This window comes from Streptomyces sp. NPDC000941, from assembly GCF_053599555.1.
Genome location: NZ_JBSFMM010000001.1, coordinates 32,072 through 48,480 on the forward strand (window position 1 = coordinate 32,072; position 16,409 = coordinate 48,480).

Genomic DNA, 16,409 nt, shown 5'->3' on the forward strand with positions numbered 1-16,409 from the left:
CCCGGCCCTTCCCAGCCCTCGCCCGGCTACTCCGCCTTCTTCTCCACCTTCGCCGCCGCCGCGGGCCCGGCCTTCTCCCCCGGCGCCTGGTCCGGAGCGTTCTCCGGGTGGTGGCAGGCCACCTGGTGCCCGGTCGCCAGCGCGATCAGCGGCGGCTCCTGCTGCTTGCACACCTCGGTCGCCTTCCAGCACCGGGTGTGGAAGCGGCAGCCGGACGGCGGCGAGATCGGTGAGGGGACATCGCCCTTGAGCAGGATCCGCTCACGCTTCGCGCGCCGCCTGGGGTCCGGCACCGGCACCGCCGAGAGCAGCGCCTTGGTGTACGGGTGCATCGGCCGCTCGTACAGGTCCTGGCGGTCCGCCAGCTCGACGATCTTGCCGAGGTACATCACCGCGATCCGGTCCGAGACATGCCGGATGACCGACAGGTCGTGCGCGATGATCACATACGTGAGGCCGAGCTCCTCCTGGAGGTCGTCCAGCAGGTTGACCACCTGGGCCTGGATCGAGACGTCCAGCGCCGAGACCGGCTCGTCCGCCACCACCAGCTTGGGCTTGAGCGCGAGCGCCCGGGCGATGCCGATGCGCTGGCGCTGGCCGCCGGAGAACTCGTGCGGATAGCGGTTGTAGTGCTCGGGGTTGAGGCCGACCACCGACAGCAGCCGCTGCACCTCGGCCTTGATGCCGCCCTCCGGCTTGACCCCCTGGAGCCGGAACGGCGCCGAGACGATGGTGCCGATCGTGTGCCGGGGGTTCAGCGAGGAGTACGGGTCCTGGAAGATCATCTGCACATCGCGGCGCATCGGCCGCATCCCGGCGGTGCCGAGGTGTGTGATGTCCTTGCCCTGGAACTCGATCTTCCCGCTGGTGGGTTCCAGCAGCCGGGTGATCAGCCGCCCCATGGTGGACTTGCCGCAGCCCGATTCGCCCACCACGCCCAGGGTTTCCCCTGGCCGTACGTCGAAGTCCAGGCCGTCCACCGCCTGCACCGCGCCGGCCTGCCGCTGCAGCAGCCCCTTCTTGAGGGGGAAGTGCTTGACCAGGCCGGACACCTTGAGCAGCGGTTCGGGGGTGGTGGTCGCCTGCTCCGGGACCGTCATCTTCGGATCCTTCGTGTCCGTCACAGCTTCGGCGCAATCTCTTCGGTCCAGATCCGCGTGCGCTCCTCCTGCGCCATATGGCACGCGGAGAAGTGGTCGCCGCTTCCGGCCACACGCAGCTCCGGCCGCTCCGTGCGCGTGATGTTGTCCTTGGGCACATCGGCGTACGGGCAGCGCGGGTGGAAGGCACAGCCGGACGGCACGTTGATCAGGCTGGGCGGGGAGCCCTTGACCGGGATGAGGCGCTCGGTCTGGTCGCGGTCGATACGCGGCATCGAGCCGAGCAGGCCCCAGGTGTAGGGGTGCTGGGGCTCGTAGAAGACCTTCTCGGCCGGACCGCGCTCGACGCAGCGGCCGCCGTACATCACCAGGAGGTCGTCGGCGAGCTCGGCGACGACGCCCAGGTCGTGGGTGATGATGATGACCGCGGAGCCGAACTCCTTCTGCAGATCCCGGATGAGGTCGAGGATCTGCGCCTGCACGGTGACGTCCAGGGCGGTGGTCGGCTCGTCGGCGATCAGCAGCTCGGGGTTGTTGACCAGCGACATCGCGATCATCGCGCGCTGCCGCATACCGCCGGAGAACTCATGCGGATAGCTGTCCACCCGCTTGTCCGGCTGCGGGATGCCGACGCGGTCCAGCATCTCGATGGCGCGCTTGCGGGCCACGTCCTTGGTGACGTCGTGGTGGACCCGGTACGCCTCGCTGATCTGGCGGCCGATGGTGTAGTAGGGGTGCAGCGCCGACAGCGGATCCTGGAAGATCATCGCGATCTCACGGCCGCGCAGCTTGCGCACCTCGTCCGGGTCGGCGCCCAGCAGCTCCTGCCCGTTCAGCCAGATCTCGCCGGAGATCTGCGCCTTGCGCCGGCCGTACTGCCCGGCGGTGTGCAGACCCATGATGCCCAGCGAGGTGACGGACTTGCCGGAGCCGGACTCGCCGACGATGCCGAGCGTCTTGCCCTTCTCCAGCCGGAAGCTGAGCCCGTCCACCGACTTGACCAGACCGTCGTCCGTCGGGAAGTGGACCTTGAGGTCGCGCACCTCGAGGAAGGTGGTGGGGGCCGGGGAGCCGGCCGCGGCGACCTCCCCGAGCGCGGTGCCGGTGGCCGGCAGATCGCCGGTCTTCCCGGGCTTCCCGGTCTCCTCGGGCTTCCCGGTCTCCTCGGGCTTCCCGGTCTTCTCGGGCTTGTCGAGCTCGGCGGGCTTGTCGGACCCGGACTTTTCGATATCGGTCATCCGAGCCTCACTCGCGGGTCGACGACGGCGTACAGGAGGTCCACGATGAGGTTGGCCACCACGATGAACAGGGCCGCCATCAAGGTGACGCCGAGGATGACCGGCAGGTCCTTGTTGCTGATCGCGGTCACCGCGAGTCGGCCGAGGCCCGGCAGGTTGTAGGTGGATTCGGTCAGCACCGCACCGCCGAGCAGGGCGCCGAGGTCCAGGCCGAGCAGGGTGAGGATCGGCGTCCAGGTGGAGCGCATGGCGTGCCGTCCGATGACGACCCGCTCCCGTAGACCCTTGGCGCGGGCCGTGCGGATGTAGTCCTCGCCCATGATCTCCAGCATGGTGGCCCGGGTGAGCCGGGCGTACGTCGCGGCGTAGAGGAACGCGAGGGTGATCCAGGGGAGGATCAGACTCTGGAACCACATGGCCGGATCCTCGGTGAGCCCCTTGTAGTCCACGTCGACCCAGTTCAACTGGTAACTGAAGATGGCCAGGGAGAGCAGACCGGTGAAGTAGATCGGGAGCGAGACACCGGCAAGGGCGACGCCCATCGCCGCGCGGTCCCACAGGGTGCCCCGGCGCAGCGCGGAGACGACGCCGGCGCTGACGCCGCCGACCAGCCACAGCACACAGGCGCCCGCGGCGAGCGAGAGGGTGACCGGCATGGCGTCGGTCAGCTGCGGCCACACCGCCTGCTCGGTGCGGAAGGAGTAGCCGAAGCATGGCGCGGGGCAGTGGGTGACATCGTTGCCGTTGGCATAGTCACGACCGGCGAACAGACCCTCGACGAAGTGCCAGAACTGCACCAGCAGCGGATCGTCGAGACTCAGCTTCTGTCTGATGCCCTCGATGGCCTCCGGGTCGGACTGTTTGCCGACGAAGAGGAGCGCGGGATCGGAACCGGCCCACTTCGGGATCATGAAGAAGATGGCGAAGGTCGTGAGTGTGACGACCAACAGCATCATGATGACGGCGAACAAGCGCCGGATGACATATGCAAGCACTGTGCGCGGCCCGGCGGCGGCCCGGGAGCCCCCGATCAGGGGACTCCCGGACCACCACCCGCGGCCATCACCTGCCCTTCGGGCCTATACGGTTCGGCGATGGTGGGGTGTGACGGTCGCTTGGCGAACCATCACTTGACGACGCCGAGCTGGGAGTAGTCGTAACGGCCGTTGTAGGCCGCCGAAGAGAAGGCGTTCGTCAGCCGGGAGCTGCGCCAGGTGATGTTCTTCTCGTAGAGGAAGGGCATCTGCACGGCGAGGTCGGCGATCTTGTGGTTGATCTCCTTGTAGGACTCGCCGGCCTTGGCGGGGTCCGTCTCCTTGAGCGCCGTGTCGAAGAGTCCGTTGATCTTCGGGTCGTTGGTCTCGGAGACGTTGTAGTTACCGGTCTGCTGGATGAAGCGGCCGTCGATCAGCGGCTGCTCGAAGCCCTGACCGGTCGGGAAGTCGGGGCCCCAGCCGGTCATGGACAGGCCCAGGTTGCGCTTCTTCATCACCGAGGGGGAGCCGGTGATGCTCGCCGAGGAGGCACCGTCGATCGGCTCGACCTGGAGCTTGATGCCGACCTTGCCCAGCGACTCCTGCAGCGCCTCGGCGGCCTTGACCTCGTTCGGCTGGTCGGTTCGAGCGACGATGTTGGCGGAGAAGCCGCCCGGCTTGCCGCACTGCTTCAGCTCGTCCTTGGCCTTGGCCGCGTCCGGCTTGCCCTTGCGCGACAGGATGCCGTACGGGTCGTAGTCGTCCGCGCCCGCGATGCTCTTGGGGAGCATGGTGGTGGCGATGTCACCGGCGGCCTGCGGGCCACCGCGGATGGTCTGCAGCGACGTGTAGTCGGCGCCGTAGAAGACCGCCTTGCGGCAGTGGATGTTGTCGAACGGCTTGACCTTGGTGGCGAAGTCCACGTACCGGACGAAGCTCGTCTCGAGGTTGTCGACGTTGCCCTTGTGCTGCTTGAGCGCCTCGCTGCGGCCGGCCTGGCCCATGCCGGTGGCGCTGAGGAAGACGTCGTAGTCGCCCTTGATCAGCCGCTCGTCGACGGCGTCGAGGTTGGAGTTGAGGTCCACCGTGACCTTGTCCGGCAGAGCCGGGCGGATCGGGTCGGACTCCTTCTTCCACTTGTCGTTGCGGACCAGGACCGCGCCCTTGCCCGGCTTGTACGACTGGACCTTGTACGGGCCGGAGGAGAAGGGCTGGTTGGTGTACTGGGCGCCGGTGTCCTTGGACGCCTTCACGGGCGAGCCGGTGGGCATCGCCAGCATCTGCTCGAAGTCACCGTTGGGCTTGGGCAGGCGGAAGATGATGGTCTTCGCGTCCGGCGTCTCGATCGCCTTCAGGCCCAGCTTGTCCTTGGTCTTGTCCTTGTACGGGCCCTTGTACTTGCCATCGGGGTCCAGGACCTGGCGCAGATAGGCCGGACCACCGGAGATGAGTTCCTTGGCCCAGATGCGCTCGATGCCGTACTTGATGTCCTGGGAGGTGATCGGCGAGCCGTCCTCCCAGGTGATCCCGTCACGCAGGGTGTAGGTGTACGTCTTGCCGCCGTCGCTGATCTTGGCGTTGGACGTGGCCAGGTCGGGGACCAGCTCGTTGCTCGCCTTGCCCGGCTTGGGCGCGTAGGTGATCAGTTGGCGCGCGTAGAAGCGCGAGAAGTCCCAGGCGAAGCCGTAGTACTGCCGCTGCGGGTCGAGCGAGTCGAAGTCCTGCTTGTTGATGAACTTGAGCGTGCCGCCCGTTTTGGTCGACGCGTTGGCGATGCCCTTCGTCGCGGCGTTGAACCCGGCGCCCTCGCTCTTGTCGTCGTTCTTGTCACCGCCGCAGGCCGCAGTGGCCATCAGGGCCCCGACGACGACCGCCGCACCGGCGATCCGCCTACTTCTCGAGGAACGTAGGGGTTTCATTGTTTCGTGCAACCTCCGGGATATCGGTCCTTGGCATGGCGCCGGAGAACCATCGGGTGACCGCCGCCTGACTGACGGTGCGGCAGGGGCAGATTCGTTTCGGTGCGGCTGGGCCGCGGTCGCGCGGGGCGCCATCAACGCGTTCCCTTCGGGTCGAGGGCGTCTCGGACGCCGTCGCCGAAGAGGTTGAACGCCAGCACGGTGATGAAGATCGCCAGACCCGGAATGATCATGAACATCGGGTCGTCCTTGTAGGTGCCGACGGCATCGGAGAGCATCTGCCCCCAGGACGCGGTCGGTGGCTTCACGCCCGCGCCCAGGAAGCTGAGCGCCGCCTCGGTGAGAATGTTGGTGGGGATCATCAGCGTGGCGTAGACGGTGATGGGCGCCACCAGGTTGGGCAGCAGTTCCCGGAAGAGGATGTAGCGCCGGCCCGCGCCCAGGCTGCGCGCCGCCTCGACGTACTCCTTCTCGCGCAGCGACAGCGTCTGGCCGCGCACGATGCGGCCGACGTACGGCCAGCCGAAGAAGCCGATCACGGAGACCAGGATCGCGATGCGCACCCCGCTGCCGGACAGCCCCAGCAGATCGTTCGGCAGCACCGAGACCAGGGAGATGATGAACAGCAGCTGCGGGAAGGCCAGCAGCATGTCCATCACCCGGCTGATAACGGTGTCAACCCAGCCGCCGAAATACCCCGCGATGACGCCGAAGACAGTCCCCAGCACCACGGCGACGACCGCCGCGAGGAAGGCCACCAGCAGCGAGATCCGCGCGCCGTAGACAACCCGGCTGAACACATCGCGGCCGTTGGACGGTTCGACACCGAAGAGGAAGTCGGAGCTGATACCGCCCCAGGAGCCCTTCGGGGTGCCGAACAGCGGGTCGATCTCCTCCTGGTGGAACTCGTTGGGCGGGTGCCCCAGCAGGCTCACGATCAGCGGCGCGAAGACGGCCACCAGCACCAGGAAGAGAACCACGGCCCCGCCGGCCAGCGCCAGCTTGTCCCGCTTCAGGCGCATCCAGGCGATCTGGCGCAGCGACCTGCCCTCGACCGAGGCCTTGACTACATCCGCGGCGACATCGACGGGCGCGGCCGGTTCCGCATCCGTGCTCGTGCCGTGCACTGGTGCCGTCATCGTGGTGGGGACCCCTCTCGACCGGTGGTGACCGGCCCACGACCTGCCGCTGTAGCGGCGTGGTTCACAAACGCAGGTGAATATGGTGCTCGTGGTGCGGAAGTTTAGTGAAGGGGAAGCACGCACTACCCGCAGGTACAGACACTTCCCGTTGCGGGAGTCTTCATCGCGCTCGTGATCACCCGCCAGTGCATCCGGGCAATGGATGCCTAACCGTGATGTGGCGAGAGGTGTTCCGTTATCCGGACCGCAACTCCGCTCAGCGGTGCAAGCCGTCCGGTGGGCGGGGCCGATGACGGGGGTATGACAGGGGTGTTACCAGGTGCTCGGGGCGGGCCCGGACTGACGGCCGCCCTGCTGCGGCGGATAGCCGTACGAGGGGGCGGGCGGGCCGGGCTGGGCCGCGCCGAAGGCGTCACGGTTGAAGAACGGGCTGGCGTTGGCCCGCATCCACAGGGCCACGGGGTCGTACTCGTCGGACATCGCGACCGTGGAGACCGGCAGCCCGTCGGGCACCGCGCCGACCGACTGGCTCATCATCGTCCGCGCCGCCTCCACCCCGGCGGCGCCGGTGTCGAACAGGTCGAGCCCGATCGCCAGATACGGAGCGCCGAGCGCGGGCTGCACCCAGGCGCGGCGCAGCGACCGCACCGCGGCCGTGCGGTGCGCGTTCTGCCCCAACAGGGCGTAGAACTGGGGGATTTCAATGGCGGGCTCGCTGAGCCGCAGCGGCCCCGCGGGCAACAGCTCCAGGCCGCGGGCGATTCGGCGCAGATCGAGCCAGGGGATGCCGACGCCGCCGCCGGGGGCATGCGGGTTGAGCCACAGGCCGTAGCGGTCGGGGAAGAGGGAGGACGCGATCTGGCGCCCGCCCACGACCTCATGGGCGCGGTTCCAGCCGCTGGCGGCGAGCTCCTGGGCGGAGGTCACACAGGGGGCGTAGCCGAGCCCGGCGACGTCCATGTTTCCGTACTGCGCGTCGGGCGAGCCGGGGCTGCCGTGCCACAGCAGCATCCAGACCTGGCCTTCGGCGAGCGCGTACAGCAGTGACTCGTAGGCGTCGTACCGGCCGGGAGCGACCTGCTGCAGCATCCGCTCGACGTGGCCGCCTCCCGCGCTCACCTGGGTCCGCCCCTCTCTCGGCCTGTCCACACACTTGGTCAGGGGCGCGCGACCGCGCCCCGACACCAGTAATCCAACCAGCTTACGGGCCCTTGCAGTGGTCTCCCGGGCGACTCAGCGGTCACGGTCGTAGAACGGTCGCACCCGTTCCCGTATCCAGTCCGTCACCGGATCCTGCGCGATGTCCAGCAGAACGAGCTGGACCGTCCACGGCAACGGCACGGCGCCGAGCGCGCGGCCGAGCGCTTCCACGGCGGTGGCCTGGCCCTCCGGGCCCGGAACGTCCAGCTCGACGCCGACGAACAGCGCGGGCGGCTCCCCCTCGACACTGGCCAGCGCGCGCCGGGCGGTCCGCAACCCGGCCACCTTGCCGAACTCGAGCCCGGCGGCGGCCAGGAAGTCGACCGGTTCGTCCTGCCAGTCCGGTTCGAAGAGGCGCACCCGGCCGCCGGTGGCCGGACCGTCCAGCTCGCTGCGCCCGGCCCGGCACAGCTCGGCCACGGCCAGCGGCGGAAGCGGGACGCCCACCGGGCCGCCGGGGTTCACCGCGATACCGAGCTGGGGCGGCAGACCGCGGGCGAATTCGACGGCCGGGGCGACGGTGAACGCCATATGGGCGCCGACGATCTGCAGGAACTGCTGTTCGGAGCTGAACACCGGCACATACGCGCCGCCTTCGATCTCCATGGTGGGCAGGTCCAGGCCGTTGCTGTCCGGGCCGCCCCCGTTGGGCAGCGGCACCCAGATCCGGCTGCGGGCCAGGGTCTCGACGATGCGGGCGCCGGCGCCGGGGATGTCGACCGCGGCGACCAGCACCTCTTCCAGCTCATTGCCCGGAAACGCCGCAAACGCCGGAGACGCCGGAATTCCAGAGGACACACCGTCAGAAAACCCGCCGTGAGCCGGTGCTGGACCGTGCTGCTCCGGGATGTTCATTTCCGCTCAACCGCCATCTCGTCGGACCTGCACAGGCACCCTAACGGCTGCATCGCCGGGCGGCATCGGGGGCCGTCGATCTCCACAGCAAATCCCCAGGTCGAGAGGTGGGCGATGACCGAAGACAGGCGACTTGCGACCGCTTCGGACAGTAATCGTCGAGTTGCGTACGGTTTGCGCTCTTCGCACCGTGGTGTCGAGTACGCCCGTACGTCACCCACAGCGAAGGAAGGTCTCATGATCCGCGCGTCCCGCAAGGCCGAAGTACTCGTCACCTCCGTCATGGCCGGCTCCCTTCTGTTCGGCACCGCAGGTCTGTCCGCGGCCGCGGCCGCCGGGTCCGGGGGTTCGGCCGGCTCCAAGGCCCCGGCCCCCACCCCAGCGGCGCTCGCCGACACCCGGATGAGTCCCGCCCAGGTCCAGGCCATGCACGATCTGCGGGCCCTCCTCGAGCGGGTGACGGACCTGGCCAAGGCGGTGGAGGAGGCCCCCAACGGGATGCTCTCCGAGGCCGATCTGGTCAAGCACGCGGCGGCGATCGACAGCGCGGTGAAGGCCGCCCGCAAGTCGGCCGAGGCGGCCATGACTCCGCGGGCGTCTGCGCGCGTCCAGGAGAAGGGCCGGGAGCACGTTCGCGACCGGATGCCGTCGGACGACCCCAACGAGGGCCAGAAGCAAGGCCAGAACCAGGGCCAGGACCAGGACCAGGGGCAGAACCAGGGCCAGGGTCAGGACCAGGGCCAGATCACCGTGCCGCCGCAGGCCGCCGATCAGGAACAGGCCGGACAGGGGCAGGCCGGACAGGGGCAGGCCGCCGGGCAGGGACAGGCCCAGATGCCGCCGCTCACCCCCCAGGCCCAGCCCACGGACGTCTCGACCGACCCGCTGGACGCGCTGCAGCGGGCGATCGACGACCTGCTGGACGCCATCGCCGCCGGCGACGAGGCCGCGGCCGCCGCGGCGCTCCCCCGTATCGCCGACGCCATCATCGAGCTGATCAGCTCCCTCGTCGGCCCGCTCCCGGGGATGGGCGAGCCGATGACGCCCCCGATGCTGCCGCTGCCGGACGAGGCGTCGACCCTCGCCGACGACGCGTCCGCGCTCGCCTCCCGGCCCATCACGATGGCGGCCGCCACGGAGCACACCACCCCCGAGCCCGGCGACGACGAGCACGGCAAGAAGGACCACGGAAAGAACGACCACGCCAAGGACGACCACGCCAAGAACGACCACGGCAAGAAGCAGGACGCCAAGAAGGTGGAGGCGGGGAAGCGCGACACCAAGCCCAGCGACACCAAGCCCGGCACCGACGAGCCCGCCGCCCCCGCGGACCCCGGCACCGCCAAGCCCGGAACCGACGAGCCCGGCGCCCAGAAGCCCGGCACCGACAAGCCCGGCGCTCAGAAGCCCGCCACGAAACCGGACATGAAGAAGCCCGGTACGCAGCGCCCCAGCACGACGGCCCCCAGCCCCCTGTCCGCTCTCGAGCCCACCACGCCCAAGCTGGCCGAGGACGACTCCGTGCTCCCCATGCCGCTGCCCCACCCGGTCGAGGCGACCGTCGAGGCTCCTTGACGGCAGCGCTCCACCATCCCGCCGCGCGTCACTCGAAGCCGATACGGCGCAGCGCGCTCACGGCCGCCCGATCCAGCAGCGCCACCGAGGCGCAGCCTTCGGGCGGCCGTCCGCGTTCGGCGGCGGCGACCAGCCGCCCCACCGCGCGGCGGTGCCGTCCGAAGGCGTAGCGGGAGACCCCGCGGCCGCGGGCGGCCTGCCCGTCCAGGGCCACCGCGGCCTCCACGTCCAGCAGCACCATGTGCAGCCGGCGGCCGGTGCGCCGGGCGTCGCGGGCCAGCCAGCGGCGGACCCAGGAGAGCGTGCCGCAGTCGTGCACCACGACGCTCGCGCCGGAGCGCAGCGCCCGGCGCAGCCCGGCGTAGTGGGCGTAGCGCACCAGCGGGCGGTAGAGGGCGTACGGCAGCCAGCGGGGCAGCCGCCGCTCCCAGCGCTCGCGGGTGTCCTGTGAGTCCACTCGCAGTACGGCGTGCCCGCTCTGGTCCAGGCGGGGCACGGCCCGACCGATCATGGTGGTCTTGCCGCTGCCGGGCAGCCCGGAGGCGACCACCACGTCCCCCGCGCGGTAGCGCAGCTCGCGCGCGCCGGGCCCGGTCGCGGCCGTGCCGCCGCCGCCGCCGTCGTCGCTGTCGCCGTCGCCGTCGCCGCGGCGCAGATCGTGCACGGGCGCCCTGCGCCCCGGCCTGAGCGCACCTGCGGTCGGCGCCGTGCCCTGCCTCACCGGCAGGGGCCCCCATGTCGTCGTCGCGTACGTACCCTGCCCCTGCCCGTGCACCGTGATCGTCCTCCTAGGTCGGTCACTGCGGCTCGTTCCCGAAGAGTGTCAAGAAAAGGTAATGTCCAGCAAGGTGGTATTCCTGTGGGCTGGGCCTTCATGCCCTGTGAGTCCGGGTGTCCCGGGGTGAAACCGGTTCTGCCCGCTCGGCTCTTCCCTTCTCGGGCGTACGTGCGATGATGTTGCGCGCAACTCCATACCGGCCGCTTGAATCCGCGCGGGAGAGTCCTCGGCCACCGGCAGCAGTGCCGGCCGTCCGGGGCGCCGAAGGAGCAAGTCCTCCCTTGAATCTCTCAGGCCCCGATACCGCGTGGACGAGGCAGATCTGAAAAGCGAGCCGCTGGCGTGGCTCCACCCACGGTGCAAGCCGGACCGCTCGAAGGAGTGGGTCACGGCGAACCTCTCAGGTTCCGATGACAGATGGGGAGGACACGTTCCCCGTCGTCCTCGTAGCCGTCCCGCCCTGGAGCCAGCACCCATGCCCCATGCCTCAAGCCCCCGCCGCACCGCCCTGGACGCGGTGCACCGCGCGCTGGGCGCCACCATGACCGACTTCGCCGGCTGGGACATGCCGCTGCGCTACGGCAGCGAGCGCGATGAGCACACCGCGGTGCGCACCCGCGCCGGCCTCTTCGACCTCTCCCATATGGGCGAGATCACACTGACCGGTCCGCAGGCCGGCGCCGCCCTGGACCGGGCGCTGGTGGGCCATCTGTCGGCGCTCGCCGTCGGCCGCGCCCGCTACACCATGATCTGCGACGCCGACGGCGGCATCCTGGACGATCTGATCGTCTACCGCCTCGGCGAGCAGGAGTTCCTGGTGGTCGCCAACGCCTCGAACGCCCAGGTCGTGCTTGACGTGCTCACCGAGCGCGCCGAGGGCCTGGACGCGGCCGTACGGGACGACCGGGAGGCGTACGCGCTGATCGCCGTCCAGGGCCCGGCGTCCGCGACGATCCTGGCGGGCCTGACCGACGCCGATCTGGACGGCCTCAAGTACTACGCGGGCCTGCCCGGCACGGTCGCGGGCGTCCCGGCGCTGATCGCCCGTACCGGCTACACGGGCGAGGACGGCTTCGAGCTGTTCGTCTCGCCGGGCGACGCCGAGCGGCTGTGGCAGGCGCTGGCCGAGGCGGGGGCCCCGGCCGGGCTGGTCCCGTGCGGTCTTTCCTGCCGGGACACGCTGCGCCTGGAGGCCGGGATGCCGCTGTACGGGCATGAGCTGACCCGCGCCACCACGCCCTTCGACGCGGGGCTCGGCCGGGTGGTGAAGTTCGACAAGCCCGGTGACTTCGTCGGACGCCAGACCCTGGAGGCGGCGGCGCGGCGGGCCGAGACCGACCCGCCGCGGGTGCTGGTCGGCCTGGTCGCGGCGGGCCGCCGGGTCCCGCGCGCCGGGTACGCGGTGGTCGGCGCGGACGGCGCGGTGATCGGCGAGGTCACCTCGGGCGCGCCCTCGCCGACCCTCGGCAAGCCGATCGCGATCGCGTACGTGGACGCCGGGCATGCCGCGCCGGGGACGGCGGGGGTGTCGGTGGACATCCGCGGTACCCATGAGCCGTACGAGGTCGTGGCCCTCCCCTTTTACAAGCGGCGCTGAGCCCGTCACCTGCCGGCGGCGCGCCATCCCGCGCATGCCCCCAGCTACCGCTGGGCGGTGCCCCCGCCCGCACCGCCTGTCCCATCAGGCAAGACGCGTTTCCCAAGCACTCCCCCATATCCAGGAGAATCGGACCTATGAACAACCCCCAGCAGCTGCGTTACAGCAAGGAGCACGAGTGGCTGTCGGCCGCCGGCGAGGACGGTGTGTCGACGGTCGGTATCACCGAGTTCGCGGCCAACTCGCTCGGCGATGTCGTCTTCGTCCAGCTTCCGGAGGTCGGCACGGCGGTCACCGCGGGTGAGACCTGCGGTGAGCTGGAGTCCACGAAGTCCGTCAGCGATCTTTACGCGCCGGTCACCGGCGAGGTCACGGAGATCAACGAGGACGTGGTGAACGACCCGGCGCTGGTGAATTCCGCCCCCTTCGAGGGCGGCTGGCTGTTCAAGGTGAGGGTGACGGGCGAGCCGGACGAGCTGCTCTCCGCCGACGAGTACACCGCCTTCACCGAAAACTGACCCTCTCCTTCGATCGGGACCCTGATGTCGATTCTCAACAGCTCCCTGCACGAGCTCGACCCGGACGTAGCCGCCGCGGTCGACGCCGAACTCCACCGCCAGCAGTCCACCCTGGAGATGATCGCTTCGGAGAACTTCGCTCCGGTCGCGGTCATGGAGGCCCAGGGCTCGGTCCTGACCAACAAGTACGCCGAGGGCTACCCGGGCCGCCGCTACTACGGCGGCTGTGAGCACGTCGACGTGGTCGAGCAGATCGCCATCGACCGCGTCAAGGCGCTCTTCGGCGCCGAGGCCGCCAACGTCCAGCCGCACTCCGGCGCCCAGGCGAACGCGGCCGCGATGTTCGCCCTGCTCTCCCCCGGTGACACCATCCTGGGCCTGAACCTGGCGCACGGTGGTCATCTCACCCACGGGATGAAGATCAACTTCTCCGGCAAGCTCTACAACGTGGTGCCCTACCACGTGGACGTCGAGACCGGCCTGGTCGACATGGACGAGGTCGAGCGGCTGGCCAAGGAGCACCGCCCGAAGCTGGTGATCGCGGGCTGGTCGGCGTACCCGCGCCAGCTGGACTTCGCGGCCTTCCGCCGGATCGCGGACGAGGTCGGCGCGTACCTGATGGTGGACATGGCCCACTTCGCCGGTCTGGTGGCGGCCGGGCTGCACCCCTCCCCGGTGCCGCACGCCCATGTGGTGACCACCACCACCCACAAGACCCTCGGCGGCCCGCGCGGTGGCGTGATCCTCTCCACGGCCGAACTGGCCAAGAAGATCAACTCCGCGGTCTTCCCGGGTCAGCAGGGCGGTCCGCTGGAGCATGTGGTCGCGGCGAAGGCCGTGGCCTTCAAGATCGCGGCGGGCGAGGAGTTCAAGGAGCGCCAGCAGCGCACCCTCGAAGGCGCGCGGCTCCTGGCCGACCGGCTCACCCAGCCCGATGTGGCCAAGGCCGGGGTGGCCGTGCTGTCCGGCGGCACCGACGTCCACCTCGTCCTGGTCGACCTGCGCGACTCGGAGCTGGACGGCCGGCAGGCCGAGGACCGCCTCCACGAGATCGGCATCACGGTCAACCGCAACGCCATCCCGAACGACCCGCGCCCCCCGATGGTCACCTCCGGTCTGCGCATCGGCACCCCGGCGCTGGCCACCCGCGGCTTCACCGCCGACGACTTCCGCGAGGTCGCCGACATCATCGCCGAGGCGTTGCTGCCGTCCCACGACACGAAGGCGCTGAAGGCGCGCGTCACCGCGCTCGCCGACAAGCACCCGCTGTACCCGGACCTGAAGAAGTAACGGGCCCGGAAGGTGGGCGGGGGCGCACACCCCGCACCCCCGCCCACCCCGCACCACGCACGCACCCACCGTGCAGACGCAAGGAGTTCACCGGTGGCCATCTCCGTCTTCGATCTCTTCTCGATCGGCATCGGCCCGTCCAGTTCCCATACGGTCGGCCCGATGCGGGCCGCGAGGATATTCGTCCGCCGGCTGAAGAACGACGGCCTGCTCGCCCACACCACCGCCGTACGCACCGAGCTCTTCGGCTCCCTCGGCGCCACCGGCCACGGCCACGGCACCCCCAAGGCCGTACTCCTCGGCCTCGAAGGCCACTCCCCGCGCACCGTGAACGTCGAGACCGCCGACGACGAGGTGGAACGCATCCGCACCAGCAAGCGGCTGCGGCTGCTCGGCGCGGAGATCGGCACCGAGCACGAGATCGACTTCGACGAGTCCGCCGAGCTGGTCCTGCACCGCCGCCGCTCGCTGCCGTACCACGCCAACGGCATGACCCTCTTCGCGTACGACGCCGAAGGTCTCCCCCTCCTGGAGAAGACGTACTACTCCGTCGGCGGCGGCTTCGTCGTGGACGAGGACGCGGTCGGCGCGGACCGCATCAAGCTCGACGACACCGTGCTGAAGTACCCCTTCCGCACCGGCGACGAGCTGCTGCGGCTGTCCCACGAGACCGGCCTGTCCATCTCGGCCCTGATGCTGGAGAACGAGAAGGCCTGGCGCACCGAGGCCGAGATCCGCGCGGGTCTGCTGGAGATCTGGCAGGTCATGCGCGGCTGCGTCGAACGCGGCATGTCCCGCGAGGGCATCCTCCCCGGCGGCCTCAAGGTCCGCCGCCGCGCCGCCACCGCCGCCCGCGCCCTGCGCGCCGAGGGCGACCCGGCCACCCGCGCCATGGAGTGGGTCACCCTCTACGCCATGGCCGTCAACGAGGAGAACGCCGCGGGCGGCCGCGTGGTCACCGCCCCCACCAACGGCGCGGCCGGCATCATCCCCGCCGTCCTCCACTACTACACGCACTTCGTGCCAGGCTCCGACCCCGACTCCGACGAGGACGGCATCGTCCGCTTCCTCCTCGCCGCGGGCGCCATCGGCATGCTCTTCAAGGAGAACGCCTCCATCTCCGGCGCCGAGGTCGGCTGCCAGGGCGAGGTCGGCTCCGCCTGCTCCATGGCCGCCGGCGGCCTCGCCGAGGTCCTGGGCGGCTCCCCCGAACAGGTCGAGAACGCCGCCGAGATCGGCATGGAACACAACCTCGGCCTCACCTGCGACCCGGTCGGCGGCCTCGTCCAGATCCCCTGCATCGAGCGCAACGGCATGGCCTCGGTGAAGGCCGTCACGGCGGCCCGGATGGCACTGCGCGGAGACGGACGGCACCACGTCTCCCTCGACAAGGTCATCAAGACCATGAAGGAGACGGGCGCCGATATGAAGGTCAAGTACAAGGAGACGGCGCGGGGCGGGCTCGCGGTCAACGTCATCGAGTGCTGAGGGGATGGGCTACGGGCGCCTGACCTGGAGGTTCGTCACACTCACCGCGGCCTTCCGGCTGCGGTGCAGCGGGCAGTTGCTTCTGCCCTTGCGCGAGTCAGGGTCGCACTGTCCCCCGTAGTACGGGGAGCCTCGGGCAGTAGCCTTCCTCGGCCCTGGCGGTGAGCGCTGTCGGGGGCATACGACGCCGACCAGCTCACCGGTCGGCTGGACGGCGACAGCGCAGCCAGCCGTGACGCCTCGCCGAATAGCTGACGACAAGTGGGCGCCGGCCTCCTCGACACCGGGCAGCCTGGCCGCCGCGCCACTGGCGAGTATCGGAGTACCCTGGGGTACTGGAGGTTCGGACATGACGACGCAGCCCGCGGAATCGAAGCCACGCACGGCAGCTCCTCTGAAGGTGGATCTCGAGACCGACCAGTTGATCACCGAGGGCGCGCACTTCCTCGGGGTGACAAAGAAGGATCTGGTGGCGGAAGCGGTGCGCTTGTACATAGAGCATCGCCGCGAGGAGATCCGACGAGGCATGGCCGAGTCCATGCGCGTACTGGACGGGACCACGAAGTCCCGCGTCGCACTGCTGACGGGCATTTCCGCCGAGGACATCGACCGGCTCGGTGGGATCGGCGAGGAGAGGTAACGCCCCGATGGACCGAACGCGCCCCACTCTGCGCTGAACAAAGCCCAGAAACAGTTCGACGGCACCGAAGAGCTACCGCACGAACGCGTCCGCGC

14 protein-coding genes and 1 riboswitch are annotated in these 16,409 nt (G+C 69.8%); of the genes, 6 read left to right on the forward strand and 8 right to left on the reverse strand.

All coding sequences use genetic code 11. The features are described from left to right. Window positions 1–26: 26 nt before the first annotated feature. The 7 genes from ACWDSL_RS00155 to ACWDSL_RS00185 all read right to left on the reverse strand — a co-directional run bounded on the left by ACWDSL_RS00155 (window position 27) and on the right by ACWDSL_RS00185 (window position 8,428). Entirely contained in the window at window positions 27–1,100 is a 1,074-nt protein-coding gene (locus ACWDSL_RS00155) for an ABC transporter ATP-binding protein (protein WP_450480057.1), read from the reverse strand. A gap of 20 nt (window positions 1,101–1,120) precedes the next feature. After that, complete coding sequence (locus ACWDSL_RS00160; protein WP_450480059.1) at window positions 1,121–2,338, reverse strand: ABC transporter ATP-binding protein; 1,218 nt, start codon at window positions 2,336–2,338, stop codon at window positions 1,121–1,123. Next, on the reverse strand, window positions 2,335–3,309 hold the full coding sequence (locus ACWDSL_RS00165; RefSeq protein ID WP_450480061.1) for an ABC transporter permease: 975 nt from the start codon (window positions 3,307–3,309) through the stop codon (window positions 2,335–2,337). The genes ACWDSL_RS00160 and ACWDSL_RS00165 overlap by 4 nt, the downstream gene beginning before the upstream one ends. Window positions 3,310–3,464: 155 nt before the next feature. Further along, entirely contained in the window at window positions 3,465–5,231 is a 1,767-nt protein-coding gene (locus ACWDSL_RS00170; RefSeq protein WP_450480063.1) for an ABC transporter substrate-binding protein, read from the reverse strand. 134 nt (window positions 5,232–5,365) lie between these two features. Then, entirely contained in the window at window positions 5,366–6,370 is a 1,005-nt protein-coding gene (locus ACWDSL_RS00175; RefSeq protein WP_358628632.1) for an ABC transporter permease, read from the reverse strand. A gap of 315 nt (window positions 6,371–6,685) precedes the next feature. Then, a complete protein-coding gene (locus ACWDSL_RS00180) occupies window positions 6,686–7,462 on the reverse strand; it encodes an enhanced serine sensitivity protein SseB C-terminal domain-containing protein (protein ID WP_450480282.1) in 777 nt (258 codons plus the stop codon). A 144-nt stretch (window positions 7,463–7,606) separates the two neighbouring features. Further along, window positions 7,607–8,428 (reverse strand): enhanced serine sensitivity protein SseB, encoded by an 822-nt coding sequence (locus ACWDSL_RS00185; RefSeq protein WP_450480065.1) that lies wholly within the window; start codon window positions 8,426–8,428, stop codon window positions 7,607–7,609. Window positions 8,429–8,665: 237 nt separating this feature from the next. Between ACWDSL_RS00185 and ACWDSL_RS00190 the strand changes: the two genes are divergently transcribed. After that, the gene (locus ACWDSL_RS00190; RefSeq protein ID WP_450480067.1) at window positions 8,666–10,003 is read left to right on the forward strand and encodes a hypothetical protein; all 1,338 of its coding nucleotides are present in this window, start codon (window positions 8,666–8,668) and stop codon (window positions 10,001–10,003) included. Window positions 10,004–10,031: 28 nt separating this feature from the next. Here ACWDSL_RS00190 and ACWDSL_RS00195 read toward each other — a convergent pair whose 3' ends face one another. After that, window positions 10,032–10,724 (reverse strand): AAA family ATPase, encoded by a 693-nt coding sequence (locus tag ACWDSL_RS00195; protein ID WP_450480069.1) that lies wholly within the window; start codon window positions 10,722–10,724, stop codon window positions 10,032–10,034. 262 nt (window positions 10,725–10,986) lie between these two features. Next, window positions 10,987–11,097, forward strand: a riboswitch (glycine riboswitch). 159 nt (window positions 11,098–11,256) lie between these two features. Between ACWDSL_RS00195 and gcvT the strand changes: the two genes are divergently transcribed. From gcvT to ACWDSL_RS00220, 5 genes are all read left to right on the forward strand, one after another. After that, window positions 11,257–12,378, forward strand: a complete 1,122-nt coding sequence (gene gcvT / locus ACWDSL_RS00200) for a glycine cleavage system aminomethyltransferase GcvT (RefSeq protein ID WP_450480071.1) — start codon at window positions 11,257–11,259, stop codon at window positions 12,376–12,378. A gap of 137 nt (window positions 12,379–12,515) precedes the next feature. Continuing rightward, window positions 12,516–12,896: a glycine cleavage system protein GcvH gene (gene gcvH, locus ACWDSL_RS00205; RefSeq protein ID WP_450480073.1), complete on the forward strand. Its 381-nt coding sequence runs from the start codon at window positions 12,516–12,518 to the stop codon at window positions 12,894–12,896. Between the two features lie 24 nt (window positions 12,897–12,920). Beyond that, window positions 12,921–14,186, forward strand: a complete 1,266-nt coding sequence (gene glyA, locus ACWDSL_RS00210) for a serine hydroxymethyltransferase (protein WP_450480075.1) — start codon at window positions 12,921–12,923, stop codon at window positions 14,184–14,186. Window positions 14,187–14,279: 93 nt separating this feature from the next. Then, on the forward strand, window positions 14,280–15,674 hold the full coding sequence (locus tag ACWDSL_RS00215) for an L-serine ammonia-lyase (RefSeq protein WP_450480077.1): 1,395 nt from the start codon (window positions 14,280–14,282) through the stop codon (window positions 15,672–15,674). 349 nt (window positions 15,675–16,023) lie between these two features. Continuing rightward, entirely contained in the window at window positions 16,024–16,314 is a 291-nt protein-coding gene (locus ACWDSL_RS00220; protein WP_450480079.1) for a hypothetical protein, read from the forward strand. The last annotated feature ends 95 nt before the right edge of the window (window positions 16,315–16,409 follow it).